We start from the raw sequence: 25,783 nt of genomic DNA on the forward strand, positions 1-25,783 counted from the left end.
TTCCACCCAAAGACTTGTCGGGAATATATAGACCAATATAGTATTGCTGTACATCATATCTTCTTTACCCCCAAATTCAGCCAACCGGCTGGTCAAGCACTAAAGGAGTATATCAATGCGCGAAGTAAGAAATATTACAGCAACTGCCCTGTTAGCAATAACATTTACCCTAACCACACTCGCACCTCCTAGCGCTGTTGCGCTCACCAAAGAACCTCAATTCTCCAGCCCATCCCACATTTCAAGCTTTCCTGACCCATATTCATACTCAAAGTTTATTGAGGCAGCCTCCCACGCAGGGTACACCAGTCAAGAGGTAAAAAATTTTGAAGAATTTTTCACACAGAATTACATATTAGAAGAAAATAGCCTAACCCCAGCATCAAACTACATTCCCAATGGATGCTCAGATCCCCGATCCTGGTCATCATACAAACAAACATTTCTCCCAGCGTGCAACACTCATGACTACTGTTATTCCGCACAGTATAATTTTAGGCGATCACGCGCAGAGTGTGACAATAACTTCTATAGCTCAATGCGCTCTATATGCAATTTTCTATACTCACCGCATTCTAGCAAAAATATAAGCTGCCTTAATGAATCGAATGTTTATTACTGGGCGGTAAGAACATTTGGGCGACCACACTACAAAGGCTCCGGCGATCCCTCATGATAAAAATATTTAAACTGAGCAAAATACCGAAAACTCTAGTAATTCTATGCTTTACTACATATATTTTTACAACTATATTCGCATTTATCGCACACATTAACAGCGAAGCTTACATCGGCGCAGGAGTTCTCGCCCTTCAATTTGGCCTACTCAGTATCGCTTTAACCGCTTGCACTCTTGTCATATGGGCAGTACGCTTTACTACTCATGATGAATAACCAACCCCACCACAGGGGTAACTAGGTTCGTCCGCGAGGACGCTCGGGCCCCGGGCTGGCAGCACCACGCTGCTGGCCCGGGGCCCGGCTTTTGCCCACTAGAATAGACCCCATGCCCCTCACCCTCCTTGCCCCGGACGATTGGCGTGCACTCGCGCGCGCCCACGAAGAACGCTCCGGCCGCTACGCCCTCCCCTTCGCAGCCCGCCGCGAGCGCGGCCAAGCCCACCCCGTTGAAGACTTCCTCTTCACCTACTACACCCTAAAACCCGGGCAGTTTATGCGCTGGCACCCCGGCGCGGGGGTCATTCTGCAGGACGCCGGTGAGCGGGCAGACTGGAAGTTCTACCGGGCCGCTACCCAGCAAGAATTGGAAGAGGCAGGCCTACCACCTGCCGAAGCCGCCGCGGCGGCGCAGGCGGGCACCAGCGTCCTTGTCGATACCGAAAAGTTTGCTGAGGCCCGCGCCTCAGCCATTGATTTTGCGCGGATTATCCTGGGTAAAACCGCGGCCAAGCCCGGTTTCTTTGGCTGTTTTGGCCTGCACGAGTGGGCTATGGCCTATAAGTCGGTGGAGAATAATATCCGCCACGACTACCTAGAACTGCGCCTGGGGCCAGAGGGCACCGACCGGGTGGTTGAGAGCCATAAAATTAGGTGCTCCCACTTCGATGCCTTCCGGTTCTTCATGCCCCAGGCGGTGCCCATGAACGAGCTACAGCCCACGCGCGAGCAACAGCGCAACCTAGAGCAGCCAGCCTGCCTGCACGCCAACATGGATATCTACAAGTGGGCCTACAAGCTCCTGCCCCTGGTGCCCTCACACCTGGTCATGGACTGCTTCGAACTGGCCTGGGACGTGCGCGAACTCGACATGAAAGCCGCCCCCTATGACCTAAAAGACTGGGGCTACGAGCCGGTTGCCATTGAAACCCCCGAGGGTAAGGCCAAGTACGTACGCCAGCAAAGACTCTTCGCCGACCGATCTGTGGCCCTGCGGCAGAGGCTGCTCGATGCTATCGAGTGCGTCTAAGCCTGTGGGCACGGGTTGCCTCTCGACCGCGAGGGGACCTGAAAACTTAAAAGGGACCGCGTAGTATGCGGTCCCTTTTGGGTTTTGCGATCCCCTTTCAGCGTGTTCAGCTTGCCGGAGCCTAGAGCTTGACCACCATCTTGCCGGTGTTCGCGCCCTGCATCATGGCAATGAAGGCTTCGATCGTGGAGTCGAGCCCCTCGTAGACGGTCTCGTCATAGGCGATCTTGCCGTCGGCAAACCAGCGGCCCATCTTTTCGCGGAACTCGGGGGCGACGTCCAGGTACTCCCCCAGGGTGAAGCCCTGCATGGTCAGGCCCTGCTTGACCATGTTGGTCATGTTGTCAGGGCCGGGGGTGGTCTCGTTGGTGTTGTAGGCCGAGATCGCACCGCAGAGCGCCAGTCGGCCGCCGCGGTTCATCACGTCGAGAGCTGCTTCGAGGTGGTCGCCGCCGACGTTGTCGAAGTAGACGTCTACGCCATCTGGAACTAGCTCGGGCAGGGCCTGCCGCACGGGGGCATCCTTGTAATTGAGGGCGGCGTCGTAGCCGTATTTGCTGGTCAGCAGCTCAACCTTCTCAGCCGAGCCAGCGCTGCCGACAACACGGGAGGCGCCGAGTAGGCGGGCGATCTGCCCGACGGCGGTGCCCACGGCGCCCGCTGCGCCAGAGACGAACACGACGTCGCCTTCTTTCAGGTGGGCAATGCGGGTCAGCCCTGCATAGGCGGTCATTGCCGTCATGCCCAGCATGCCCAAGTAGAGCGAGGACGGTGCCCCTGCAGGTAGTTCCGGCAGGGCGGTAAACTCGCGAGCGGCGCCCTGGGCGTAGTCTGCCCAGCCCTGCTGGTGCGATACGAGGGTGCCTACGGGCAGGCTTTCATCGTGCGATTCGACAACGCGTCCGACGGCCCCGCCGGTGATGCGTTCCCCCAGGCCATAGGGGGCTACATAGCTCTTGGCGTCGTTCATGCGCCCGCGCATATAGGGGTCAACCGAGATGAACTCGTTTTTAACGCGTACCTGGCCATCGGTGAGCTCAGGCAGGGTAACGGTGGCAAATTCGAAGTTGTCGGAGGTGGGCCAGCCGCTGGGACGGGAGGCAAGGCGGATTTCACGTGCTTGTGTCATGATTTTTCCTTTCGAAAGCTGTTTAACCAGTTCTACGCCTGTCGAGGGCGTTTGTTAAAGGGTTGCGCCCAGAGCGAGCAGAAGGACAGCGAGCAGCGGGAAGGCACCCTGCTTCATGGCGGCGGAGCGCTTGTCGGGTGAGGTGATGAAGAGGACGGCTGCGGCGGCCAGCATTGACCCGGTACCGGCGAGCATGAGGGCTAGGCCCACGGTGGGGGCACCGGCGAAGTGGGCCACGGCACCGGCGGCGGCGATGATTGCCAGGAAGAGGTTGTAGAAGCCCTGGTTGTAGGCCATTTCCTTGGTCTGTTCGGCTGATTCACGGCTCATGCCGAAGACGGGCAGGGCTCGGGTGGTCCAGGCGAAGGATTCGAGGTAGAAGATAAAAACGTGCAGGGCAACGGCGAGCAGTAGGGCGATGATACCGGCGACGGTCATGGGAAAATCCTTTCATAGGTTTTTGTAACGCTTATTCCAATATATACTAGAATGGTCAGTACACAATTTTGTTAGCTATGAAACGAGGCACACCATGGGGCGCGCAGCAACCTTCGACCGAGCGGACGCCGTCAGGGCAGCCCGTGGCGTCTTTTGGGACCGGGGCTACGAGGCAACCTCAATCCCCGACCTTGAACAGGCAACCGGCCTCAAGCGCTCCAGTCTCTACCACGCCTTCGAGTCGAAAAAGGGGCTTTTTGACGAAGTGGTAGAGAACTACCTGGCAGAAAGCGTCCGCCCGCTCCTTGCCCGCGTCACCAGCGAAGACGCAAAGCCCGATGCCCTCAACGACTACTTTGCAACCCTGGCCAGCTCTATTAGCTCTACCGATAGACACCCCGGCTGCTTACTCATAGCGGCAGCTAACGCCCCGGTGGGCACCGACCCAGTGGTCAGCGCAGCCATCAGCGGCTACTACGACGAGCTGTTTGCCGCCTTCCGCGCGGGGCTGGGCAGGGCGCGTCCGCACCTCACCGAGGCCGAAGCGGACGGCCAAGCCCGCGCCCTGGTTGCCCTCACCATCTCAGCCCTGACCCTGGCCCGCACCAGCAAGCCCCTGGCCCTGGCCAACCTGCACGCCGCACAAGAACTCCTGGCCGCCGAAAGCTAGGCACGCACACAGCGGTCCAGCCAGACGAGCGTGCGCCATATCGCCGAGCGTGCACCGGGCAGCCGCACGCTCAGCGATACAACGCACGCTCGTCATGATCGGATGCCGCAGAAAAGCCCTGCGCCCCGCCGTCTCACTTTGGGGCACAAGCCCCCACAAACCGGTAAAATGAGACCCGGCTCTATATAGATTCCAGCACCCAAGGAGTGCCCATTCATGGCCCGTATTGTTGTTGACGTTATGCTCAAGCCCGAAATCCTCGACCCCCAGGGCAAGGCTATCGCTCACGAGCTTCCCCGTATCGGTCTGAACAACTTCACCGATGTTCGTCAGGGTAAGCGTTTTGAACTGACCGTTGATGGTGAAGTCACCGAAGAACTGCTCGCGCAGGCCCGCCAGGCAGCTGAAGAGCTGCTGTCTAACCCCGTGATTGAAGACGTCGTCAACGTCGAAGCTCTGGAGGACTAAAAGACGTGGCAGAATCCCTCGCAGCAACCGAAGTGCCCCTGGTGGGCGACTTCTCCCAGACCACTCCCAACCCTGCCCTGGCCGATGTGCGCGTTGGCGTCATCACCTTCCCCGGCACCCTGGACGACCGCGACGCCTCCCGCGCCGTCCGCCTGGCAGGTGGCACCCCCGTACCGCTGTGGCACGATGAGGCAGCTCTACACGATGTAGATGCTGTGATTGTGCCCGGCGGTTTTTCGTACGGTGACTACCTGCGCGCAGGCGCTATCGCCGCTAAGGCCCCGGTCATGAGTAAGGTCGTTGAGGCAGCCAGCGCCGCTGGCACCTCCGGATCCGCTCCCCTGCCGGTGCTCGGCATCTGCAACGGTTTCCAGATTCTGACCGAAACCCACCTGCTGCCCGGCTCCATGATCAAGAATGATCACCGCAAATTCATCTGCCGTGATCAGACCCTGCGCGTTGAAACCAACCAGACTGCCTGGACCGGCGACTTTGAAGCAGGCCAGAACATCGTGGTTCCCCTCAAGAATCAGGACGGTCAGTACGTCGCCGACGCCAAGACCCTTGAGGCGCTTGAAGCTGAAGGCCGCGTGGTCTTCCGCTACGTGGATGTTAACCCCAACGGCTCTCGCAACGACATCGCCGGTATCTCCAACGAGCGCGGCAACGTCGTGGGCCTCATGCCCCACCCCGAGCACGCCGTCGAACCCGGCTTCGGCCCCTCGTCCTCCGGTTTTGGCACCGTGGGTCTGCGCGGTGGCGCGGACGGCCTGGGCGTCTTCACCTCCGTACTCAACCAGCTGGTTTCGGCCTAAACGCCTCGCATAAGGAATAAGAATTTTGAGCGAAAAGAAGTTTAACCTCGACACCGTTGAGCACGCCGCTGCCACCCCCGAGACCGAGCTGCCCTGGGCTGAGCTGGGTCTGAAGGAGAACGAGTTCGAGGACATCAAGAAGATTCTCGGCCGCCGCCCCACCGCAGCCGAGCTGGCTATGTACTCGGTCATGTGGTCAGAGCACTGCTCCTACAAGTCTTCCAAGGTGCACCTCAAGCAGTTCGGCGCTAAGGTCACCGACGAGATGAAGAAGGACCTCATGGTCGGTATCGGCGAGAACGCCGGTGTGACCAACATTGGCAACGGCTGGGCCGTGACCTTCAAGATTGAGTCCCACAACCACCCCTCCTACGTTGAGCCCTACCAGGGTGCAGCGACCGGCGTGGGTGGTATCGTGCGTGACATCATCTCGATGGGTGCCCGCCCCGTGGCCGTCATGGACCCCCTACGTTTCGGTGCCATCGACCACCCCGACACCGCCCGCGTCCTGCCCGGCGTTGTGTCTGGTGTTGGCGGCTACGGCAACTCCCTGGGCCTGCCCAACATCGGCGGCGAGGTCGAGTTCGACGAGTGCTACCAGGCCAACCCCCTGGTCAACGCCCTGGCTGTGGGTATCATGCGCCACGAGGACATCCGCACCGCTAACGCCTCAGGTACCGGCAACAAGGTGATTCTCTTTGGCGCCCGCACCGGTGGCGACGGCATTGGCGGCGCTTCCGTGCTGGCCTCTGAGTCCTTCGACGACGCCAAGCCCTCCAAGCGCCCCGCCGTTCAGGTGGGCGACCCCTTCGCTGAGAAGGTGCTGATTGAGTGCTGCCTGGAGCTCTTCAAGAACTCCATCGTTGAGGGCATTCAGGACCTCGGCGCCGCAGGTATCTCCTGCGCCACCTCCGAGCTGGCCTCCAACGGCGACGGCGGCATGCACGTCGACCTGACCAAGGTTCTGCTGCGCGACCCCACCCTGACCCCGGGCGAGATTCTCATGTCTGAGTCCCAGGAGCGCATGATGGCGGTTGTGACCCCCGAGAACCTGAGCCGCTTCGAAGACATCATGAAGAAGTGGGACGTCGAATACTCCATCCTGGGTGAGGTTACCGGCTCCGGCCGCCTGACCATCGAGTGGCAGGGCGAGATCATCGTCGATGTGGACCCCAAGACCGTCGCTCACGACGGCCCCACCTACGAGCGTCCTTACGCCCGCCCCGAGTGGCAGGACGCCCTGCAGGCCGACAAGTTCACTGGCTCGGACGCGGACGATGCCCGCCCCACCGGCGCTGAGCTGGGCGAGGCTATCAAGGCGTTTATGGCTGCCCCCAATATGTGCTCCAAGTCCTGGATTACTAACCAGTACGACCGCTACGTTCAGGGCAACACCGCCCTGTCCATGCCCGATGACTCCGGCGTGATCCGCGTGGACGAAGAGACCGGCCTGGGTGTTGCCCTGGCAACCGACTCTAACCCCCGCTTCACCAAGCTCGACCCCTACGAGGGTGCGAAGGCGTCCCTGGCTGAGGCCTACCGCAACGTAGCTACCGTGGGCGCCCGCCCCGTGGCTGTCTCTGACTGCCTGAACTTCGGTTCCCCCGAGGATCCGGACATCATGTGGCAGTTCGCTGAGGCCGTGCGCGGTATCGCCGACGGCTGTATGGAACTGGGCGTACCCGTGACCGGCGGTAACGTCTCCCTCTACAACCAGACCGGCGGCAAGGCCATTAACCCCACCCCCGTGGTTGCCATGATGGGCGTGATGGACGACGTCACCCGCCGCACCCCCTCCGGTTGGGCTCCTGAGCATGACGGCCAGGCCCTCTACCTGCTGGGCACCACCCGCGATGAGCTAGACGGCTCCGAGTGGGCCCGCTTTAAGGGTCACCTGGGCGGCCTGCCCCCCAAGGTTGATCTGGCTGCCGAGAAGCTGCTGGGCGACATGCTGGTGAATATGAGCCGGGACGGCATGATTGATGCTGCCCACGACGTCTCTGCCGGCGGCCTGGCTGCCGCTCTGGTTGAGGGCTGCCTGCGCTTTGGCGTCGGTGCCCGCGTTGGCCTGGGTGAGGTTGCTGAGCGCGACGGTATCGACCTCTTCACCCTGCTCTTCTCAGAGTCCCTGGGCCGCGTGGTTGTGTCTGTGCCCCGTTCCGAGGAAGTTCGCTTCAAGGATATGTGTACCGCCCGCGATTACCCCTTTGCCCGTATCGGCGTGGTCGATGCTGCCTCTAATGCCCTGGATATTCAGGGTGAGGTCGCTATCGACCTGGACGAGCTGCGCGAAGCCCACGAGGGCACCCTCGCCCGCCACTTCGGCGAGGTTGCCCCCAGCTAGTCTCTAGCTACTCTGGGTAAGGACGCCGCCCCGCCCCTCCCCTGCCTTCGGGCAGGCAGGTGCGTGGCGGCGTCCTTCTGTCTTAGCCTGTGCAGGTTTCTTGGGCTGTGTGCAGAGAAAACCCTGCACACGAACCAAGAAACCTGCACACCTCCAGTCTGGCTCACCAGACACCGGTCTCCCACAGCCGCTGCCGGAGAGTAGCAGGGTGCGACATCAGCTCCTTCCAGCGCGTACGCACCACCTTCCAGCCAGCCATCTCTAATTCGCGATGCCGCCGATGTTCCGCCTGAACTACATCGTCAGCGCGGCCATAGACTCCCGAATACTTCACCTCACCGTCGACCTCAAGAATGACCCCGAGCTCAGGCCAAGCGAAGTCAGCACGGTAGACACGGCCGTAGTGGGTGAATACCTCGAACTGCTCCTGAGGTAGAGGCAGATTCCACTCATAAATAAGGTCGCGCGCGATCGTCTCAGCCGGAGAATCTGCTAAAGCGCTCAGTCTCTGCCCCACGGCAAGCGCAGCTCCACCCGCCTCAGTCAGAGCAGTACGTGCCGACGCTACAGATATAACACCCTGCCGCAGAAAATAATCGCCAATCACCAGCGCCTCAACACGAGGTAAAGACAGAGCAACATCGCACAGAGTTTGCTCTGGTGCAGTAATACGGGCCCCTGTCACCAGCCGAGACTCGGGAACTACGTCCATGCGTCCTCGATGTGCCGTCACTGAAGGGCGGTGCTGCACAGAAGCTGACGCAAAACTCATATGCACCTTATTAGGTAGGGTCAGGAGTGGAGCCCCTAACCAAAGCGCAGCCGACTGGTGACTCAGCACCCCGCTCGGCACCGTTTTGATATGCGCAGCGTGGTGGGCTATGCATCTCTGGCGAGTGCCCCACTGGTTCCATATAGAAGTCTCAATATAGATCCCCTGCTTGATTTTGGTGTAGTAACCAGACCTAAAACGGGTCGAAGCCACAGAGGGGCTTACACCGATATCTTGTAAATCTTTAAGGCAGCGCACCTGCTGGTAAATCTCTGCAACATCATTCATAAGGGCAGTGTCACCGACCCCGTTCACCTCTTGCAAGGGGTGTGAACATCGCAGGCTCTTTTGGTTCACAAACAGGTCATATAGCAGCCAGGCCTGTGGATAAGTCGGGTGCGTTAGCGTGGCAGTTACCGACCCGGGGAGCATCCTTCTTTCTTAACCCTGTGCAGGGTTCTTGGGCTGTGTGCAGAGAAAACCCTGCACACAGCCCAAGAAACCTGCACACAGCATGGAGGCCCCTAGCTACACATCTATGGGGCTAGGCTCTCACCCAGCTGCGCAAACACACGGGTGTTGCAGTCGAACCCGACCAGGGCCTCATCAACCAGGGCGTCACGCTGGGCGTCCGTCAACGGGGCATCGTCCAGAAGACCCCGGTAGGAGTCCTTGAATACCTTGGGCTTCGGGAGCGCCTCAAACCGGTACATGCTCAGAGCCTCAGCGGGCACACCGTAGTGCCGGGCGACCAGGGCAGCCACGGCCTGCCCGCCCGACAGATCACCCAGGTAGCGCAGGTAGTGGTGAGCCAAGAAGCGTTCGGGGGCGGACGCTGTCGCCCGGATAGCTGCCGCATAGTCAGCGGTTGCCGGTAGCGGCTGGTCACTGGTGGGGCCGCCCAGTTCAGCTAGGTCAGCCTTGATAGAAGCAAGCCGATCAAGGCCCTCGAGCACGAAGGGGTCGGTGATGGGGGTGGGGTGGGCGCGGAAGCCGGCCGCTACTTCTTCGAGGGCCTCATAAATATAGACGTACTGGGTCAGCAGCATGCGGTAGGCCTTACGGTCGAGCTTGCCGCCCATCAGGTCGGCCATGAAGCTGGAGTGTTCTGCCTGCTCGTGGCGGGCAGCAGTTTCTGCCTTAAGGCGGGCTGAGAAGGTAGGACGCTCGGTGTTGGCGAGAGCGGTGGTCATGGAGTCCTCCTTGGTTGGGGGCTAGATTAACACTATTTATTGACAGACTGTCACCAAGAAAGAATTAAGTCAAGCACTTGTAACCTATTTTTATTAGGCTTGCCTTAATGCTAATTTAGGCATGCCATTAAATTTAATAAGGCAGGGCATGTTGCGAAATATGCCCACCCTACACCACATAGTTTTCACGAGGATGCCCATGTCTCCCCAGCACAGCGCCCGGCGCTCCTGCGCCCTCCTAGCCACAGCCGCACTCACCCTGTCAGGCATGACCCTAGCCACCGCGTCCGTAGCTGACGCGGCGGACGCCACCAGCAGCACCGTCGCTGCCGCGTCCGCAACTCACGTCGCCAGCAATGCCCAGCTGACCTGGTCGCTCAAGGACTCCTTCATCCGCTACGTCACCGGCGCTTTTGCCGGTGGTAGCGTCGAGGTAACCGGTGGTCCCAGCTTCAACGGCTCCACCTTCTCCTGGCAAGGGGCCAAGGGCGAGTTCACCGGTGCAAACGGCACTATCTCCTACCCCGGTACCATCCACTTCACCGCCCATAAGGGTGAACTTGATATCACCTACGCCAACCTCAAACTGGTCGTCAACGGCAACCAGGGCACCCTGGTAGCTGATGTGAAGTCCAAGGGCTACAACGGTTCTCCCGATGTTGATGCCACCGGCGTCCGCTTCGCTACCGTAGACCTTTCTGGCGTCACTTTCAGCAACGGCACCGTATCAGCCACCGATACCCCCGTTACCCTCACCGCCGACGGCGCAGCCGCCTTCGCCGGTTTTTACAAGGCCGGCGAAGCTCTGTCCCCGCTCACTTTCTCAGCAGATATCACCGAGAAGCCTGCCGAGGCCCCGGCCCCCACGCCCACACCCGAGCCTACCGCTGACGACGTCACCAACGCAGCGGGTACCGTCACCTGGGGTATCAAGGATTCCTTCCTCAACTACCTGATTGCCCAGAACGCCGTTACTCCTGGCGAACACACCAGCCTAGAAGGCAACAACTTTGTCTTTGCCGGTGCAACCGCTCAGAAGACCGAAACCGGCTACTCCATTACCGTGCCGGGCAGTTTCTCTCTACTCGCCCACGGCGGGGTACTAAATATCAACCTGCATAGCTTCCGTGTGGTTACCGACGGTGCAAACGGCTACATCTACGCCACCGGCACCTCGGCTAACACCGGCGAGATTACCGATCAGCCCATCGCCAGCTTCGATGCGAGCGCCCTGACCACCGATGCCGAGGGCAATCTGCTCCTGAGCGGCGTCACCACCTACGCCACCGGGCACGCGGCAACCATTTTTGGGTCCCGCTACGCTGAGGGTCTGGAGTTTGACCCCCTCTACCTGCGCGTGGCTGCGCCGGTTGTTGAGGACGCTCCCGCCCCGGCTCCCAGCGAAACCCCGGCTCCTGCTCCGAGTGAGTCCCCTGCACCGAGCCCGTCCGCAGAGCCCACCGCCCAGCCGACCGTGGCCCCCTCAGCCCAGCCTTCTGCTGACCCGACGGCAGCCCCCTCTATCCAGCCGACCGCTGAGCCGACCGTCGTTCCCTCAGCCCAGCCCTCTACTAACCCTGCTGACCCGGCGCCCCAGTGCGTGCCGGTGACCGTGACCGAAACCGTGCCCGGCGCAACCACTACTCAGGCTGACGGGACCGTCTCAGCTGCTACTTTCGACTGGGGTGTGCGTTCTTCCTTCCGTAACTACATTGGTGGCGGTATCGCTAAGGGTGGCTGGGAACTGAGCGGCGTTACCTACGCTAACCAGGCCTTTGGCTGGTCCAACGGTACAGGCACCTACGCTAACGGCAAGGGCTCTGTGGCTTTCGAGGGCTCTGTCCGTTTCACCGGCCACGGCGGCACCTTGAACACTCTGATGGCTAACCCCCGCCTTGAGATCAACGGTTCTACCGGCACCCTCTACCTGACCGTAAGTTCTAATGACATGAAGGGGCAGACAACCCACCACGGTGAGGTGCCCTTCGCCAATGTCGATTTGGCTGGCCTGACTGTTAACGGATCCAGCATTAGCGTCAGCAGTGCTTCTGCCACCCTAACTGCTGAGGGCAAAGCTGCCTTCGCAGGCTTCTACCAGGCAGGTGAAGCCCTTGACCCCATTAGCTTCACCGGCACCCTGGGTTCAAAGACCGTCACCGGTGCTTCCCAGACCATTGAGAAGACCCAGTATATCTCTCAGAATGGCGCTAACTGCGATGCCCTGAACGCTGAGGCAGAGTGGAAGGCTGAGGCTGCCCGCGCTGCCGCCCAGGGTGGCAAGCTGGCGAACACCGGCGCTTCGGTGGGCACACTGATTACCGTAGGTGCCGCCCTGCTGGCTGCTGGTGCTGTGGTGGTAGCCCGCCGCCGCGCGTCCTAATTCTCCCTTCCCCGGGTGGGAGCCGGAATGTGCCCGGTTCCCACCCCCTTTCTTTCTCTTAGGAGGTTCTGGTGCTCACGCGCTCTTTTTCTTCCCTGCCCCTGCGCCGGGGTTTTTCTGTTCTGAGTGCGGCCCTGGTTCTGGCGGTGACAGCCTGCTCAGGGTCAGCAGATAGCGGGGCGGACGCCGCCACCACGGGCCCGCAGACAGGGGCAGCTTCGTCATCGGTTGAGGGCCTGGCAGAGTCATCGGCAACGGCCGGGGGCATCGAAGCGGCAGAGACTGAAGAGGTGCACCGCACCGCCCTGCAGCAGGCCGAGGACTACCTCAAAGCCAATGCTGTAGAGAACCCCAAGAGCCTGACAGGTCTAGCCACGGCGGCGTCCGTGCCCGACGTGCTGCCGATTGAGAACCCGCAGGCCCCGCAACTGCCGGTGACCGTCACCGATTTTCAGGGCACCGAGGTGACCGTGACCAGTGCCGACCGTATTCTGGCCCTGGATATGTACGGCACCCTAGCCCAGACCGTCATCGCTTTGGGGCTGGGTGACAACCTGGTAGGACGAGTCACGTCCTCGACCGAAACGACCCTGGCAGACCTGCCCCTAGTGACCCAGAACGGCCACGACATTTCGGCTGAGGCGGTTCTTTCTCTCGCCCCGACCGTGGTGCTCATGGACACCACCAACGGCCCCCTCGAAATTACCGAGCAGCTGCGCTCCGCCGGGGTGACCGTGGTGCATTTTGACCCCTCGCGTTCCTTGAGTCAGGTAGTGCCGCAGATTGAGGCGGTTGCGCAGGCTCTGGGAGTTCCGGACGCCGGCGCCCAGCTGGGTGCCCGGGTGCAGGCTGAGATTGATTCGGCGCTAGCCACCATTGCCGAGGTTGCCCCGCAGGATTCGGCGCAGAAGGTGGGCATGGCCTTCCTCTACGTTCGGGGTACTGCCGGTGTCTTCTTTATCCTGGGTGACGGTTCAGGGGCCGATGAGCTGATTACCGCCCTGGGTGGTCGCGATGTGGCCAGTGAGGGCGGGGCTTCGGGTACCGTGCCCGCTAACGCCGAAGCGCTCTCGCGGGCTAACCCCGACCTGATCCTCACCATGACCGGCGGGGTGGAGTCCACCGGCGGTATCGAGGCCTTCTTCGCCCGCCCCGGGGTAGCTGAAACAACTGCCGGCGCAAACCAGCGCGTGGTCGACATGGCAGACGGCCAGGTTCTCTCGTTCGGGCCCAACAGTGCTGCGGTGCTGCTGTCGTTGGCCACCGCTATCTACACCCAGCAGTAGGTTCTTGTGCAGGTACGTTCTTCTACCCTCACGGCGGTCTTTACCGCCCTGCCCCTCCTGCTACTCGGCACGGTACTCATATCAGCTAGCCTGGGCCAGTTTGAGATTCCCCTCCCCCAGGTTGCCGGGGGTATTCTGCGCAACCTGGGGCTGGCGTCCGCCGACCCTGCCATGCAGCTGGCAGATGCCACCCTCTGGAATATCCGCCTACCCCGCATTCTGCTGGGGCTGCTGGTGGGCGCCGCCTTGGGGGCGTCCGGCGCCCTGATGCAGGCGGTCTTTGGCAACCCGCTGGCTGAGCCGGGCGTCATCGGCATTTCAGCCGGGGCTGCGGTGGGGGCCTGCGGGGCTATTGTGCTGGGCCTGAATGCCCTGGGTATGTTCACCGTACCCCTCTGCGCTTTCGCCTGCGCGCTAGCCACCACCGCCCTGGTCTATCTCTTCTCCCGCTCCGGCGGGCGGGCAGAGGTACTGTCGATGATTCTCACCGGCATTGCCGTAACCGCCGTGGCTAACGCACTGATTGCCCTGATGGTCTTTATCGCCGACGACGCCAGTCGCGACCAGGTTATCTTCTGGCAGATGGGCTCCCTGAACGGGGCGACCTGGGCGGCGGTAGCCACCAGTGCCCCGATTGTGGGTGTCGGTATTATCGGTAGCTTTCTCTTGGCCCGGCAGCTCAACCTGCTCGCCCTGGGTGAGCGGGCCGCTGCCCACTCGGGTGTTCATGTAGAGCGCCTACGCCTGGCAGCTATCGTCTGCACCGCCCTGCTCACCGGGGCCGCGGTCGCCTACGCGGGCATTATCGCTTTTGTGGGTCTGATTGTGCCGCATCTGCTCCGCATGGTGGTGGGGCCCTCCAACCGGGTACTACTACCCGCCTCGGCCCTGGGCGGTGCCCTGCTCATTGCGGCCTCCGACCTCGCCGCCCGCACCCTGGTGAGCTTCGCCGACCTGCCCATCGGCATCTTCACCGCCCTGGTGGGCGGCCCCACCTTCTTTATCCTGCTCCGCCGAACCCTAACCAAGGGGGCCCTGTGACCGCACCTTTACTCGTCGCCGATTCGGTCAGCTACCGGGTGAACGGGCGGCAGATTCTGCACGATGTCTCACTTGAGGTTGCCCCCGGTGAGGTCCTAGCTCTTATCGGCCCCAACGGGGCGGGTAAATCGACCCTGCTGTCCCTACTGGCAGGGGATGCTGCCCCCAGCTCGGGGCAGGTTACCCTGGGCGGACGTCCGCTGGCAGACTACCGGCCGGTAGAGCTGGCCCGCACCCGTGCCATGCTGTTGCAGCACACCTCGGTAGCCTTCTCCTATACCGTGCAGCAGGTGGTCCAAATGGGCAGGGCTCCCTGGCGGGGTACCGAGCAGGCCCAGCAGGATCACGAGCTTGTCGCCGCTGCCCTTGCCGACACCGATACCGGGCACCTGGCGGGCAGGGACGTCCGCACCCTCTCGGGCGGCGAAGCCGGCCGCACCCACCTGGCCCGGGTCTTTGCCCAGCACACTCCCCTGCTCCTGCTCGACGAGCCCACCGCCGCCCTCGATATTCTGCACCAGGAGCAGACCCTCACCCGCGCCCGCGCCTACGCCCGGCAGGGGGCTGCTGTGGTGGTGGTCCTTCACGACCTCGATGTTGCAGCCTCTTACTCTGACCGGCTGGTGCTTCTTGCCCAGGGGCAGGTGGTGGCGCAAGGACGCCCGCAGCAGGTCTGCACCGCCGAGCGGCTCAGCGCGGTCTACGGCCACCCTATCGAGGTGCTTACCCACCCGGTGACCGGGCGCCTGCTGGTACTTCCGGCCCGCAACTGAGGCTGTTTTCATCCTTGAGACGGACGTGTACCCTCGGCTTCTCCCACTAGACTGGTTACTACCCTGACCAGCCCGACGCCCAAGGAGCCCCTATGTCTCACACCGCGCCTGCACACCGCGTGAATGTGAGTACCCCTCCAGACAGCGTCCTTGAGGCCGGTGGGCTCACCAGCGAGCAGGTCGCTGAGCGCACCTCTGCAGGGTTAGTGAATACGCAGAATAATGCGACCTCCCGCTCTACCGCCACCATTATCCGCACCCACCTGTTCACCATGTTTAACCTGGTGCTGGGGCTCTGCGGGCTGGCGGTGATTCTGGTGGGTTCCTGGCTCGATACCCTTTTCCTTTTGGCTGCTATTGCCAACGTGGTCATCGGCTTCACCCAGGAGTTCTCGGCGAAGCGTCAGCTAGACCGCATTGCTCTGCTACGCCGCGACCCCGCCACCGCCCTGCGCGACGGCAAGCTGGTGCCGGTTGCCCTCGATGAGCTGGTTCTTGACGACGTTGTGCTGCTCAAGCGCGGGGACCAGGTTCCTGCCGACGCCGTGGTGCTCACCAGCGACGGCCTGGACCTTGATGAATCCCTGCTCACCGGCGAAAACGACCCCGTCGGCAAGGTACCGGGGGACGGCGTCCTGTCGGCTTCATCCGTGATCGGCGGGTCGGGCAAGGTGCGGCTGACGGCGGTGGGGGCTACCTCCCGCGCCGCGAAAATTACGGCCGAGGCCCGCCAGTTCACCACCATCCATTCGGAGCTCCGGGCGGGTATGGAGCGGGTGGTCACCTGGATTACCTGGGCTCTGGTTCCCATCATCGCGATTGTGCTGAACGGGCAGATGCAGGCCGCTGGTGGCTGGCAGCTGGCCCTTGATTCCGGGGCCTGGCGTGATGCCCTAATTACCTCTGTCTCGTCGGTGGCCTCCATGATTCCCCAGGGCCTGGCCCTGATGACCACGATTTCCTTTGCCGTGGCATCGGTTAAGCTGGCCCGCACCGAGGTGCTGATTCAAGAGCAGCCCGCCGTTGAGGTACTGGCCCGCGTTGATACCGTCTGCTTCGATAAGACCGGCACCCTGACCGAGGGCGGGGTGCGCTTTGATTCGGTTCGCTCCCTAACCGGGCAGGTGCTCTGGGCAGAGACCGGGCATCAGGACGCCGCCGCCGCTTCCCGGGTTAAGGACGGCTGGGCTGCCGCCCTGGGCTGGCTGGGAGCCGACCAGAACGCCAACCCCACCGCGGCTGCCCTGAAAGAGCCCTTTGCTGAGGCAGCGGGCGCCGCAGCCCCTGCCGGTGCTAGCGCTCCGGCTGCCGCAGGCGTCCTGCCCTTCTCATCTGCCCTGCGCTTTAGCGGCGTTGAGTTCACGGGCACCGGTGCCTGGCTACTCGGTGCCCCCGAGGCACTTTTGCCCGAGGGATCTGCTACCCGCGACCTGGCCGGTGAGCTGGCCGAGAGCGGGCTGCGTGTGCTGGTGCTGGCCCACGCCCCCGCCCTTCTGCGCGAGCCTTCCGGCAAGGTAGCCGCCCGGGTTCCTGCCGGTCTTGAGCCCCAGGTGCTCGTGATTTTCCGTGAGCAGGTACGCTCCGAAGCCCCCGAAACCCTGGCCTACTTCAGAAGCCAGGGCATCGACCTGAAGGTCTTCTCTGGCGATAACCCCCGCACGGTAGCGGCCGCAGCGGCATCCGCCGGTATGGACGTCTCAGCAGGCGCGGTCGATGCCTCAACCCTGCCCGAATCTGGCCCTGAGCTGGTAGAAGCTGCCCGAACCCACGCCGTCTTTGGCCGGGTCTCCCCCGAACAGAAGAAGAACATGGTGCTGGGTCTGCGCGAGGCCGGGCACGTAGTAGCGATGACCGGTGACGGCATCAACGACGCCCTGGCCCTCAAGCACGCCGACCTGGGTATCGCCATGGGCAACGCAGCGCCCGCCACCAAGGCGGTATCGCGCCTGGTGCTTCTCGACGGACGTTTTGACCGCCTACCCGGCGTACTCGCCGAGGGGCGCAAGATTATCGCCAATATCGAGCGGGTCACCAACCTCTTCCTCACCAAGACCGCCTTCGCTATCCTGCTGGGCCTCACCCTGGGTGTGCTCTGCTGGCAGTTCCCCTTCCTGCCGCGCCAGTACTCCACCGCCGACCTGCTCATTGTGGGCGGTCCCGCCTTCTTCCTGACCATGCTGCCCAACACCCGTCGCTACGTCAGCGGCTTCTTGGGCAGGGCCCTGCACTATGCCCTACCGGCAGCCGTTATCATCACAGCGGTACTGGTCTTCGTCAACGGCTACGGGCACGCTCTCGCCGGGGTGGCGACAGCGGAAATTCAGACCGCCACCTTCATCGCCCTTGTACTCATGGGTATCTACAACATCACCACCGTAGTGCGGCCCGTGCGCGGCGTCCGCCTGGCTATCGTGGCGGCCATGTACGCTGGCCTGGCCCTGGCTCTGCTGCTTCCTCCCTCACTCTGGTACCACCAGTTCACCATTCCCACCGGGGCATACTTACTAGCCACTGTAGGATCAGCCGCCCTGGGCTGCCTAGCTATCGAAATCAACCTACGCCTGCACACCGCCTGGTTGCGAGCTAAACACCCCCAGGTACTTGCACAGGGCTAACATCAGGGAGTACGCTTGAGCACGAACGGGGTTAACACCCCACACTCTATGTAGTCAATCATCAGGATTGTTACTGGTTCAGCAGGCAAGACCTGAGTTGCTATCAGCTCATACGGCACCGGTGCACCCGCACCCACGCCGCTTCCATGAGCACCCGTCTACCCGCATCAGGGCACACGGTTCGATAGGCAGCTCGGGTCTTTTTCGTCTTAAACAACCGGCTAGCAGTCCGCACCCACCAGTAAGGTTCCACTCGTGAATAACTCACAGATGGGCGAAAAGATTCTCGAAGGCCTGGGAGGCCCCGAGAACATCTCGCACTTTACCCACTGCGCCACCCGCCTGCGCGTGACCCCCAAGTCCAACAGCGCCATCGACCGCACCAAGATCGAAAATATCCCCGGCGTGCTCTCCATCATCGAGCAGTCCGGCCAGACCCAGGTCGTCCTCGGCGACAAGGTCGAATCGGTCTACAACGAAATGGTCAAGCTGCCCGGCATGAGCTCCGTCGGCGAAAGCTCCTCCAAGGGCGCAGTAGCCACCGACGAGAAGAAGGCCGGCGCCCTGACCCGCGTCTTCGACGTGCTCTCAGACTCCTTCCGCCCCATCCTCTGGGCGCTGCTGGGCACCTCCATGATCCTGACCCTGATCGTCTTCCTGCAGCAGCTGGGCTACTTCGGTCAGTACACCGACCTCACCGGCCAGGTCGTTAACATCGACATCGTCAACGGCCCCCGCCTGGCCGACGCCGATGCCGCAGCCGCCATGCTCAATGAGTGGCGCGCAGCCTTCCCCTTCTGGTTCATCATGCTGGCAGCCTCCCTGTCAGTCCTGCAGTTCATGCCCATCATGCTGGGTGCAACCGCAGCTAAGCGCCTGGGCGCCAACATGTGGGTCGGTGCGGCTATCCCCGCAGCCCTCATGACCGGCACCTTCCAGGGCTTTGCAGACATCGCGGTGGACGGCGTCGTCCGTGTCCCCTTCCTGGGTCTCGACCTGCCCCTGTACGTCATGAACTACACCGGCCAGATCTTCCCGCCCCTCTTCGCAGCAGCTCTGCTGGCTCCCCTGGAGCGCTTCCTGAAGAAGGTCATCCCCACCATGCTGCACATGGTCTTCGTGCCCATGCTCTCCGTCATGATTCTGGTGCCCCTGACCGCCTTCCTCATCGGCCCTATCGGCATCAAGTTCGCTCTGGCTATCTCTGACTTCATCGGCGGCGTTAACGAAATCGCCCCCTGGCTGGTCGGTGGCCTCATCGCCGGTCTCTACCTCTTCATGGTTCCCCTGGGTCTGCACTGGCCCCTGAACGCCGTCATGATTAACAACCTGCAGACCGACGGTGTGGACTTCATCCAGTCCCCCATGGGCGCCTACAACTTTGCTGTCTTCGGCGTTGTCACCGGTGTTGCTATTGTGGCTCGCCGCAACAAGGAACTGCGCCAGACCGCTGTCGGTGCGGCCGCCTCGGGTCTGCTCGGTGGTATCTCCGAGCCCTCCCTCTACGGCATCGTCCTGCGCTACAAGCGTGTCTTCCCCCTGATTCTGGTCCCCGCCATCATCGGTGGTGCCACCATCTCAGCCCTGGGTGTTAAGTCCTACGCCTTCGCCTTCACCTCGCTGATTTCTATCCCCGCAATGCAGCCCTGGTACCTCTACATGATTGGTCTGGCCATCGCCTTCTTCGGCGCTATGGCAGGTGTACTGATCTTCGGCTACGAGTCCAAGGACCAGAAGGCTGAAGCCGCCGCCAAGGCCGCAGCCGTTGCAGAAACCGGCATTGGCGAATCCGCTGCCGAGGCAGCTACCCCCGCAGCCACCGAGGTTCGCAACGAAGCGGACGCCGCCACCACCTCAGCTACCCCCTGGGCCGCTGAAGAAGCAGCGGCTCCCGCAGCGGGCACCGTCCTGACCATGGCATCCCCCCTCGAAGGCCAGGCAGTTCCCCTGTCTGAGACCCCCGACCCCATCTTTGCCGCCGAAAAGCTCGGCAAGGGTGCAGCCATCGTCCCCACCGGCAACACCGTGGTAGCCCCCGCCGCCGGTAAGGTCTCCGTCACCATGCCTTCCGGCCACGCTATCGGCCTGAAGCTCGACAACGGTGTAGAACTTCTCATTCACGTGGGTATCGACACCGTCAACCTGAACGGCGAAGGCTTCGACGTGAAGGTTGAAAAGGGCCAGCGCGTCAATCCCGGCGACATCCTGCTGACCTTCGACCCCGAGATCATCAAGAACGCCGGCTACTCCCTGGTAACCCCCGTTCTGGTCACCAATACCAACCGCTTCGCTGAGGTTGAGGGCGCTACCGGCGCCGTCCAGCCCGGCTCTGAGCTGCTGAAGGTTACCACCAAGTAATCCCGCCGCAGCCTAGGCGTGCCGCCCCGTATCGTCCTTCCGGACGGTGCGGGGCGGCTTTCTATGCCTTTAAGCAAATCTCATAGTTACTGCCCGGTAATAAGCGCAGTTCAACGGGTTTTAGAATGACTGTATGTTTACCGTGAAATCCTTTTATGACCTGACTCTTGATGAACTCAACGAGATTTACCTGCTACGCGGGCTGGTCTTTGTGGTGGGCCAGAAGATTACCGAAGAGAACGAAATCGACCGGGCAGACCGGCAGGCCCTGCACTTCTTCCACGCCAATGAGCGCGGCGAGGTGCTGGCCTATCTGCGGCTCTTTGATTTGGCGACATTCTCGGACGAGTCCCACCCGGCAGAGCCCGGCGCCTGGACGCTGGGGCGGGTGGCAGTACATCCGGACGCCCGCGGCACCGGCCTGGGCCGCCGCCTTCTGAACGAAGCCATAGCCTGGATTGAAGAGAAGACCGAGGCTGAACGTATCTCTATTAGTGCCCAGGCCTACCTAGCTGAGGGCTATTACGGGGCGGCAGGCTTTGAAATCGTAGGTGAGCCCTACCTTGAGGCCGGTATCGAGCACGTGCATATGGTGCGCCCCATCCAGCGCTAGCAAAAGAAGAAAAGCCACGCCACTTCATGAGCTAATACGACGCTGTAACGTACTTTTTACATTTTTTTGAAGAGTTTTACATATAAACAGGGGTTTGTGTGGCACAGTTCCCCAAAAGTGACCTAGTATATACATTACACATCGTGTGACTCACCACACCCAAGAGCTGGGGAGGCTCCCGCCACCCCCGCACACACAGGGTGAAGATCGCGGACCACAACATACATTTCCCCTTTTCAGCAAGGAGACACCAATGCGTAAGACCCGCATTTCCTCAGCTCTCGGCCTCTCAGCTGTAGCTGCCCTGGCTCTCTCAGCCTGCGCCAGCTCCGACACCGGCGCCTCCAGCACCTCAGGCTCCGACGCAGCTGCATCAGACAAGTCAGTTTCAATTGCTATCACCAACGTTTTCTCCTCACTGAACGTAGGCACCGCTGAAGGTAACTCAGACACCAACGGCATCATCGCTCAGATGACCAACCGTGGCTTCTACACCATCACCAACACCTTCGACATCCGCCACAACGAGTGGTTCGGCACCTACTCCATGACTGAAGAGGGCGAAGGCATCAAGGTTGACTACAAGGTCAACGACGACCAGAAGTGGTCAGATGGCAACGACATCGACAAGGGCGACCTGCTCCTGGCATGGGCTGCTCAGTCAGGCCACTTCGACAGCGAAGACGGCGAACTCACCTACTTCGACTTCGCAGGTGAAACCGCTGGCCTCGGCGGCGCAGAGGTCCCCGTTGTGAGCGAAGACGGCCGCTCCATCTCCTTCACCTACCCCAAGGCTTTCGCTGACTGGGAAATCGCTTACGACATCGACAAGCCCGCCCACGTTGTTGCTGAGCTGGCTGGCATGACCGAAGACGAGCTCATCGAAGCTATCGAGACCGCAACCCCCGGTGAAGAAAACGAGCAGCTGCGCAAGATTGCAGATGCCTGGAACACCGGCTACAACACCACCACCATGCCTGCCAACGAGGCTCTCACCGTCGGTAACGGCCCCTACCTGGTCACCGCCGTTGAAGAGAACCAGTCAGTTACTCTGACCGCCAACCCCAACTACCAGGGTGACAAGAAGCCCGCTATTGGCGAAGTTGTGCTCAAGGTTCAGGGCGACGTTGCAACCCAGATTCAGGCTCTGCAGAACGGCGAAGTCAACGCCGTTGCCCCCCAGGCATCTATCGACACCGTCTCCCAGCTTGAAGCTCTGAGCGGCGTTGTCACCGAAACCCAGCCCGACCAGGCTTACGACCACCTCGACCTGAACGTCAAGGAAGGCTCACCCTTCGCTGACGAGAATGTCCGCAAGGCCTTCCTGCTGACCGTTCCCCGCCAGGACATCGTTGACAAGCTCATCAAGCCCATGGACGCCGATGCTCAGGTTCTGAACTCCCAGCTCTACGTAGCTTCCGACGCTGAGAACTACGCCAAGACCGTTGAGTCCAATAACTCCTCTGAGTACCCCTCAGACGACATGGACGCCAACATCGAGAAGGCTAAGGAACTGCTGGGCGGCCAGACCCCCACCATCCGCATCCTCTACAACAACAAGAACCCCAACCGCATCAACTCCTTCCAGATGATCAAGGAATCCGCTGAGAAGGCAGGCTTCGTGGTTGTTGACGCAGGTAGCGAGCAGTGGTCATCCCTGCTTCAGGGCGGCGACTACGAGGCATCCATCTTCGGCTGGGTTTCCTCAGGTGTAGGTAACTCCTCACTGGGCCAGATCTTCAAGACCGGTTCATCCTCCAACTTCACCGGCTACTCCAACCCCACCGTTGACGCAGCCGCTGATGAGATTATGACCACCACCGATACCGCCCGCATCGAAGAGCTGAAGAAGCAGGCAGACGGCGAAATCTTCAAGGACGCCTACGGTCTGCCCCTCTTCCAGTCCATCGCTGTTACTTCGGTTTCAGACACCATCACCGGTGTACAGCCTAAGCCCGGTCAGCAGCCCCTGACCTGGAACATCGAAGAGTGGGACATCGCAGAGTAAGTACAGTTACGCTCTAGTCACGCTACAGATGGCAACTAACAATCTGTAACTGCCCTACGGCGCGGACGCTCACGAGCGTCCGCGCCTCTGGCTGTTTTGAGAGCACCCTCCTATTCCCAGGGTGTACTCCCCTACCCATCAGGATTCATCATGCTCATGTACTCCGTGAGGCGCCTGATCACCGCAGTGTTCATTCTCTTCGGTGCATCGTTCCTCATCTACAACCTCGTAGCTATCGCGGGCGATCCCCTCGAAGAACTACGCACCTCAACTTCCCCCAACAAAGAAGCACTGATTGCCCAGCGCATCGATGCCCTCGATCTCGATGTCCCTGCCCCCCTGCGCTACTTCAAGTGGCTCGGCGGTGTGCTCGGCTGCTTCGCAGGTAAGTGCGACTTTGGCCAGAACCTGGCAGGTACCCCCGTTACCCAGCTTCTCTCCAACGCTGTCTACCAGACCCTCACCCTGGTCGTAGCAGCCACCGTGCTCTCCATCCTGATCGGTGTCAGCCTGGGTATTATCTCAGCCCTGCGCCAGTACTCAGGCCTGGACTACACCGTTACCTTCGCCAGCTTCCTCTTCTTCTCCCTGCCCTCCTTCTGGATCGCAGTTCTGCTCAAGGAATTCGTCGCCATCGGCTTCAACGACTTCCTCCGCAACCCGGTGGTCACCATACCCACAACCCTGCTCATATCGGTACTAGCAGGCCTCTTCTGGTACTCCGCCTCCTTCGGCAAGCAGAAGACCCGCTACCTGATGGGCCTGCTGGGCTTCGTCATCACCGCGGGCGCTATCGTCTTCGTTTCCACCACCAAGTGGTTCCTCACCCCCTTCCTGGGCATCCCCTTCATGCTGCCCCTGGGCCTGGGCGCCGCCGTCATTTTCACCATCCTGGTCTCCGGCCTGCGTAACCGCCGGGCCCTGGGTGCAGGTCTGACCATGGTCCTTGTGGGCCTGGCAGCCTACTTCCCCCTGCAGAACCTGCTCGATTTGGCCACCATGCTCATGGTCATTCTGATTGCCCTAGCCTTCATGGCTCTGGGCTGGGTTGTTGGCCTGCTCTGGGGTGGCTACGACAAGGGCCAGGGTGCCCGCGTCGGTATGCTCACCGGCCTGGTCATGGCCCTGCTGATTATCGCCGACCGCTTCATGCAGGCCTGGCCCGCCTACATCAGCAACAGCCGTATCAAGGGCCGTCCTATCCCCACCGCCAACGCTTCTACCCCCAACCTGCAGGGTGACTTCTGGATTCTGAACACAGATACCCTCACCCACATCCTGCTCCCCACCATCGCCCTGACCCTGATTTCGCTGGCCTCCTACTCACGCTACTCACGTGCGTCCATGCTCGAAATCATGAACCAGGACTACATCCGCACCGCCCGCGCCAAGGGTGTTTCCGAACGCTCCGTCGTCATGAAGCATGCCTTCCGCAACGCCCTGATCCCCCTGGCCACCATCATCGCCATGGACATCGGCGGCATCATCGGCGGCGCAGCGATCACCGAGCGTATCTTCGCCTTCAAGGGCATGGGTACCCTCTTCCTCGACTCGCTGGCTCACACCGACCCCAACCCCGTCATGGGCGTCTTCCTGCTTACCGGCATCCTGGCGCTCGTCTTCAACCTTGTGGCTGACCTCCTCTACTCAGCCCTCGACCCGCGCGTGAGGGTGAAAGCATAATGAGCACCAACGACAAGAACCTCAGCTCAGGGCCCGCTAAGGAGCCCACCACCGAGACCACCGCCCTGCGCTCCGTCGAAACCAACGTCGACATCCGCGCCCAGGAGTCCGTGGGTAAGACCCAGGGCCAGATTGTGCGCAAGCGCTTCCGCCAGAACACCGGTGCGGTCATCTCACTGGCTATCCTGGTCGCCGTGCTCCTACTGGCCCTCACCTCCATCGGCGTGGGCCCCATCCCCGGCTGGTGGAAGTACAACTACACCGAGATGAACCCCATCGTGAACGGTGCAGCCCCCAACGCCCAGCACTGGTTCGGCCAGGACGCCACCGGTCGCGACCTCTTCGCCATGACCATGCGCGGTGTGCAGAACACCTTCCTGGTGGTCATCCTGATTACCAGCATCGCCGGCTTCCTCGGTGTGCTCTTCGGTGGCCTGGCAGGCTACTACCGCGGCTGGATTGAAGCCGTCATCATGCGCTTTACCGACATGGTTATCATCATCCCCCTGATGCTGCTGACCGCCGTGCTCGGTAAGCTGGCCGGTAGCTACTTCCACGGCATCTGGAACACCATCATGTTCGGTGTAGTCGTGGGTCTGCTCTTCTGGTCCTCCCTGGCCCGTCTGGTCCGCGCAGAGTTCCTCTCCCTGCGCGAACGCGAGTTCGTGGACGCCGCCCGCCTGGCAGGCGCCTCAGACCTGCGCATCATCTTCAAGCACATCCTGCCCAACGCCATCGGCGTGGTCACCGTGAACGTGTCGCTGATGATGAGCTCCGCCATTCTGACCGAGACCGCGCTCTCCTACCTGGGCTTCGGTATCAAGGCCCCCGACTGGTCACTGGGTTCACTGATTTCAGCGAACCAGTCAGCCTTCTCTACCCGCCCCTGGCTCTTCTGGTTCCCCGGCCTCTTCATTCTGGTGATTTCACTGGCCGTCAACTTCGTTGGCGACGGCCTGCGTGACGCCTTTGACCCCCGCCAGAAGAAGTTCAACCCCAAGAAGGCAACCAAGCGTACCGCCCACTCAGCCGAAAACGGCGTGGGTATCGACGGTTCTGTAGCCGCCCCCGCGGCAGCTCCTGCCGCAGCAGGCACCGCCACGGTACACACCTCCCTTGCCTCAGAGGTAGAGACCCCGCACAGCACCCGCACCTCAGACTCCCTTGACCAGGATCTGGACGGCCCTGCGGGCTCACCCCAGAACAAGTAGCTCTCATCGCTCGAGGCGGTGAGCGCACCAGCACTCACCGCCTCGTTGATAACCGAATA

The 25,783-nt window shown here is 61.4% G+C and carries 20 protein-coding genes; 16 read left to right on the forward strand and 4 right to left on the reverse strand.

Annotated features, from left to right (window positions below; translation table 11 throughout):
• Window positions 1–115: 115 nt before the first annotated feature.
• Window positions 116–676, forward strand: a complete 561-nt coding sequence (locus ACEE43_RS07120; protein WP_449107752.1) for a phospholipase A2 — start codon at window positions 116–118, stop codon at window positions 674–676.
• 330 nt (window positions 677–1,006) lie between these two features.
• Window positions 1,007–1,927 (forward strand): 3-methyladenine DNA glycosylase, encoded by a 921-nt coding sequence (locus ACEE43_RS07125; protein WP_449107753.1) that lies wholly within the window; start codon window positions 1,007–1,009, stop codon window positions 1,925–1,927.
• A gap of 121 nt (window positions 1,928–2,048) precedes the next feature.
• Here the strand turns inward: ACEE43_RS07125 and ACEE43_RS07130 are convergent, their stop codons facing one another.
• On the reverse strand, window positions 2,049–3,056 hold the full coding sequence (locus ACEE43_RS07130; RefSeq protein WP_449107754.1) for an NADP-dependent oxidoreductase: 1,008 nt from the start codon (window positions 3,054–3,056) through the stop codon (window positions 2,049–2,051).
• Window positions 3,057–3,110: 54 nt separating this feature from the next.
• Entirely contained in the window at window positions 3,111–3,494 is a 384-nt protein-coding gene (locus tag ACEE43_RS07135) for a DUF1304 domain-containing protein (RefSeq protein ID WP_237186937.1), read from the reverse strand.
• 94 nt (window positions 3,495–3,588) lie between these two features.
• Here ACEE43_RS07135 and ACEE43_RS07140 point away from each other — a divergent pair, with 94 nt between their 5' ends.
• From ACEE43_RS07140 to purL, 4 genes are all read left to right on the forward strand, one after another.
• On the forward strand, window positions 3,589–4,164 hold the full coding sequence (locus ACEE43_RS07140; protein WP_449107755.1) for a TetR/AcrR family transcriptional regulator: 576 nt from the start codon (window positions 3,589–3,591) through the stop codon (window positions 4,162–4,164).
• A gap of 216 nt (window positions 4,165–4,380) precedes the next feature.
• The gene (purS, locus tag ACEE43_RS07145) at window positions 4,381–4,632 is read left to right on the forward strand and encodes a phosphoribosylformylglycinamidine synthase subunit PurS (protein WP_135013794.1); all 252 of its coding nucleotides are present in this window, start codon (window positions 4,381–4,383) and stop codon (window positions 4,630–4,632) included.
• A gap of 5 nt (window positions 4,633–4,637) precedes the next feature.
• A complete protein-coding gene (gene purQ, locus ACEE43_RS07150) occupies window positions 4,638–5,447 on the forward strand; it encodes a phosphoribosylformylglycinamidine synthase subunit PurQ (RefSeq protein WP_346875969.1) in 810 nt (269 codons plus the stop codon).
• 25 nt (window positions 5,448–5,472) lie between these two features.
• Entirely contained in the window at window positions 5,473–7,791 is a 2,319-nt protein-coding gene (purL, locus tag ACEE43_RS07155) for a phosphoribosylformylglycinamidine synthase subunit PurL (protein ID WP_449107756.1), read from the forward strand.
• 163 nt (window positions 7,792–7,954) lie between these two features.
• Here the strand turns inward: purL and ACEE43_RS07160 are convergent, their stop codons facing one another.
• Both ACEE43_RS07160 and ACEE43_RS07165 read right to left on the reverse strand, forming a co-directional pair.
• Window positions 7,955–8,851 carry a hypothetical protein gene (locus tag ACEE43_RS07160; RefSeq protein ID WP_449107757.1) on the reverse strand — a complete coding sequence of 299 codons (897 nt, stop codon included), beginning with the start codon at window positions 8,849–8,851 and terminating at the stop codon, window positions 7,955–7,957.
• Window positions 8,852–9,099: 248 nt separating this feature from the next.
• Complete coding sequence (locus tag ACEE43_RS07165; protein ID WP_449107758.1) at window positions 9,100–9,756, reverse strand: biliverdin-producing heme oxygenase; 657 nt, start codon at window positions 9,754–9,756, stop codon at window positions 9,100–9,102.
• A 199-nt stretch (window positions 9,757–9,955) separates the two neighbouring features.
• Here ACEE43_RS07165 and ACEE43_RS07170 point away from each other — a divergent pair, with 199 nt between their 5' ends.
• The 10 genes from ACEE43_RS07170 (at window position 9,956) to ACEE43_RS07215 (ending at window position 25,724) form a co-directional block, all read left to right on the forward strand.
• Complete coding sequence (locus ACEE43_RS07170) at window positions 9,956–12,136, forward strand: HtaA domain-containing protein (protein ID WP_449107759.1); 2,181 nt, start codon at window positions 9,956–9,958, stop codon at window positions 12,134–12,136.
• Window positions 12,137–12,207: 71 nt separating this feature from the next.
• Window positions 12,208–13,422, forward strand: coding sequence for a heme/hemin ABC transporter substrate-binding protein (locus ACEE43_RS07175; protein ID WP_449107760.1), 1,215 nt, complete (start codon window positions 12,208–12,210; stop codon window positions 13,420–13,422).
• Between the two features lie 48 nt (window positions 13,423–13,470).
• Window positions 13,471–14,463, forward strand: coding sequence for a FecCD family ABC transporter permease (locus ACEE43_RS07180; protein WP_449107796.1), 993 nt, complete (start codon window positions 13,471–13,473; stop codon window positions 14,461–14,463).
• Window positions 14,460–15,236, forward strand: coding sequence for a heme ABC transporter ATP-binding protein (locus ACEE43_RS07185; RefSeq protein WP_449107761.1), 777 nt, complete (start codon window positions 14,460–14,462; stop codon window positions 15,234–15,236). The genes ACEE43_RS07180 and ACEE43_RS07185 overlap by 4 nt, the downstream gene beginning before the upstream one ends.
• 92 nt (window positions 15,237–15,328) lie before the next feature.
• A complete protein-coding gene (locus tag ACEE43_RS07190) occupies window positions 15,329–17,851 on the forward strand; it encodes an HAD-IC family P-type ATPase (RefSeq protein ID WP_449107762.1) in 2,523 nt (840 codons plus the stop codon).
• Between the two features lie 255 nt (window positions 17,852–18,106).
• Window positions 18,107–20,209 carry a glucose PTS transporter subunit IIA gene (locus tag ACEE43_RS07195; protein ID WP_237205854.1) on the forward strand — a complete coding sequence of 701 codons (2,103 nt, stop codon included), beginning with the start codon at window positions 18,107–18,109 and terminating at the stop codon, window positions 20,207–20,209.
• A gap of 133 nt (window positions 20,210–20,342) precedes the next feature.
• Window positions 20,343–20,822: a GNAT family N-acetyltransferase gene (locus ACEE43_RS07200; protein ID WP_449107763.1), complete on the forward strand. Its 480-nt coding sequence runs from the start codon at window positions 20,343–20,345 to the stop codon at window positions 20,820–20,822.
• A gap of 253 nt (window positions 20,823–21,075) precedes the next feature.
• Complete coding sequence (locus ACEE43_RS07205) at window positions 21,076–22,830, forward strand: ABC transporter family substrate-binding protein (RefSeq protein ID WP_449107764.1); 1,755 nt, start codon at window positions 21,076–21,078, stop codon at window positions 22,828–22,830.
• Window positions 22,831–22,980: 150 nt separating this feature from the next.
• Window positions 22,981–24,513: an ABC transporter permease gene (locus ACEE43_RS07210; RefSeq protein ID WP_449107765.1), complete on the forward strand. Its 1,533-nt coding sequence runs from the start codon at window positions 22,981–22,983 to the stop codon at window positions 24,511–24,513.
• The gene (locus ACEE43_RS07215) at window positions 24,513–25,724 is read left to right on the forward strand and encodes an ABC transporter permease (protein WP_449107766.1); all 1,212 of its coding nucleotides are present in this window, start codon (window positions 24,513–24,515) and stop codon (window positions 25,722–25,724) included. Before ACEE43_RS07210 ends, ACEE43_RS07215 begins: the two co-directional genes overlap by 1 nt.
• The last annotated feature ends 59 nt before the right edge of the window (window positions 25,725–25,783 follow it).

The organism is Rothia sp. 11254D007BW, assembly GCF_053548195.1.

Coding starts and splice junctions, on each gene's coding strand:
- ACEE43_RS07165 (WP_449107758.1), bottom strand. CDS start 9,756: ATGACCACCGCTCTCGCCAACACCGAGCGTCCTACCTTCTCAGCCCGC.
- ACEE43_RS07140 (WP_449107755.1), top strand. CDS start 3,589: ATGGGGCGCGCAGCAACCTTCGACCGAGCGGACGCCGTCAGGGCAGCC.
- ACEE43_RS07200 (WP_449107763.1), top strand. CDS start 20,343: ATGTTTACCGTGAAATCCTTTTATGACCTGACTCTTGATGAACTCAAC.
- ACEE43_RS07130 (WP_449107754.1), bottom strand. CDS start 3,056: ATGACACAAGCACGTGAAATCCGCCTTGCCTCCCGTCCCAGCGGCTGG.
- ACEE43_RS07160 (WP_449107757.1), bottom strand. CDS start 8,851: ATGAATGATGTTGCAGAGATTTACCAGCAGGTGCGCTGCCTTAAAGAT.
- ACEE43_RS07170 (WP_449107759.1), top strand. CDS start 9,956: ATGTCTCCCCAGCACAGCGCCCGGCGCTCCTGCGCCCTCCTAGCCACA.
- ACEE43_RS07210 (WP_449107765.1), top strand. CDS start 22,981: ATGCTCATGTACTCCGTGAGGCGCCTGATCACCGCAGTGTTCATTCTC.
- ACEE43_RS07190 (WP_449107762.1), top strand. CDS start 15,329: ATGTCTCACACCGCGCCTGCACACCGCGTGAATGTGAGTACCCCTCCA.
- purS (WP_135013794.1), top strand. CDS start 4,381: ATGGCCCGTATTGTTGTTGACGTTATGCTCAAGCCCGAAATCCTCGAC.
- ACEE43_RS07205 (WP_449107764.1), top strand. CDS start 21,076: ATGCGTAAGACCCGCATTTCCTCAGCTCTCGGCCTCTCAGCTGTAGCT.
- ACEE43_RS07215 (WP_449107766.1), top strand. CDS start 24,513: ATGAGCACCAACGACAAGAACCTCAGCTCAGGGCCCGCTAAGGAGCCC.
- ACEE43_RS07125 (WP_449107753.1), top strand. CDS start 1,007: ATGCCCCTCACCCTCCTTGCCCCGGACGATTGGCGTGCACTCGCGCGC.
- ACEE43_RS07135 (WP_237186937.1), bottom strand. CDS start 3,494: ATGACCGTCGCCGGTATCATCGCCCTACTGCTCGCCGTTGCCCTGCAC.
- ACEE43_RS07120 (WP_449107752.1), top strand. CDS start 116: ATGCGCGAAGTAAGAAATATTACAGCAACTGCCCTGTTAGCAATAACA.